We start from the raw sequence: 1530 nt of genomic DNA, 5'->3' as shown, positions 1-1530 counted from the left end.
TCGGGGGCGGAGATCGCCTGGCAGGACGTACTCGCTGATCTGGGCCTGTCGGCTCCGCACCGCGTCGACCTGCCGACGTACGCCTTCCAGCGCCGCCGGTACTGGCTCAAGGAGACGGTCGGCGTGTCGGCTGGGCTCCTTGGGGACGTAGCCGATGCGGAAGCGGACGAGGAGTCCGTGACGCAGGCGGCCGGTCCTGCGGCCTCCTTCGCCTGGATGTCGGAGAAGGAGACGGACCGGGAGCTGCTGGATCTCGTACGGCGGCACATCGCAGCCGTGCTCGAACACGACAGCCCCGAACAGGTCCCGGCGGACGCGCCGTTCAAGCAGCTCGGCTTCGACTCGCTGATGTCGGTGGAGTTCTGTGCCGCGCTCGGCCGCGCGGTCGGCGTACGGCTGCCGTCGTCCACGCTCTACGACCACCCCACCCCGGAGCTGCTGGCACGACACGTACGCGGCGAACTCGTGGGCACGCGGGGCGAGGAGGCGGAGGCGGAGGCAATGGCTGCCCCGGACTCCGGCGCCGCCTCCGACCCGGTCGTCATCGTCGGCATGAGCTGCCGGCTCCCGGGCGGGATACGGACGCCCGAGCAGCTGTGGGCACTGCTGGCGGCTGGCGGTGACGCGGTGTCGCCGTTCCCCGCCGACCGCGGCTGGGACCTGGAGGCGCTCTACGACGCCGACCCGGAGCGCTCCGGCACGTCGTATGCGCGGGAGGGCGGGTTCCTCCATGACGCCGCCGACTTCGACCCGGCGTTCTTCGGGATCTCGCCGCGTGAGGCCCTGGCCATGGACCCGCAGCAGCGGCTGCTGCTGGAGACCTCCTGGGAGGCCCTCGAACGCGCCGGGATCAACCCGAAGTCGCTGCGTGGCAGCAAGGCCGGCGTCTTCGTCGGTGCCACGGCTCAGGACTACGGCCCCCGGCTGCACGAGGCGCCCGAGGAGATCGAAGGCTATGTGCTGACCGGGACGACGCCCAGCGTGGCGTCGGGCCGCGTGGCATACACCCTGGGTCTGGAGGGCCCGGCCGTCACCGTCGACACCGCCTGCTCGTCCTCGCTGGTCGCCCTGCACATGGCCGCGCAGTCACTCCGCTCCGGCGAATGCTCGCTCGCCCTCGCGGGCGGGGCGACCGTCATGTCCAACCCCGGCATGTTCGTGGAGTTCAGCCGTCAGCGGGGACTCGCTCCGGACGCCCGGGTCAAGGCCTTCGCCGAGGCCGCCGACGGCACCGGCTGGGGCGAGGGCGTCGGCATGCTGCTGCTGGAGCGGCTGTCGGACGCTCGGCGCAACGGGCATCCGGTCCTGGCCGTGGTCCGGGGTACGGCCGTCAACCAGGACGGCGCCAGTAACGGTCTCACCGCGCCGAACGGTCCCTCCCAGCAGGGGGTGATCCGGCAGGCCCTCGCCAATGCCGGTCTCGCCCCCGACCAGGTCGACGCGGTCGAGGCGCACGGCACGGGTACCACTCTGGGTGACCCGATCGAGGCGCAGGCGCTCCTCGCCACGTACGGCCAGGACCGGCCTGCT

At 72.4% G+C, this 1530-nt stretch carries 1 protein-coding gene; it reads left to right on the top strand.

Annotated elements, in window-relative coordinates; genetic code table 11:
* Positions 1–1530 (top strand): beta-ketoacyl synthase N-terminal-like domain-containing protein (locus tag HCJ93_RS29000; RefSeq protein WP_240968003.1); only part of this gene is annotated, 1530 nt, incomplete at both ends.

It is taken from the genome of Streptomyces composti (assembly GCF_012034205.1).
Classification (GTDB): Bacteria; Actinomycetota; Actinomycetes; order Streptomycetales; family Streptomycetaceae; genus Streptomyces; species Streptomyces composti.
This window is presented reverse-complemented; position numbering and strand designations above follow the sequence as displayed.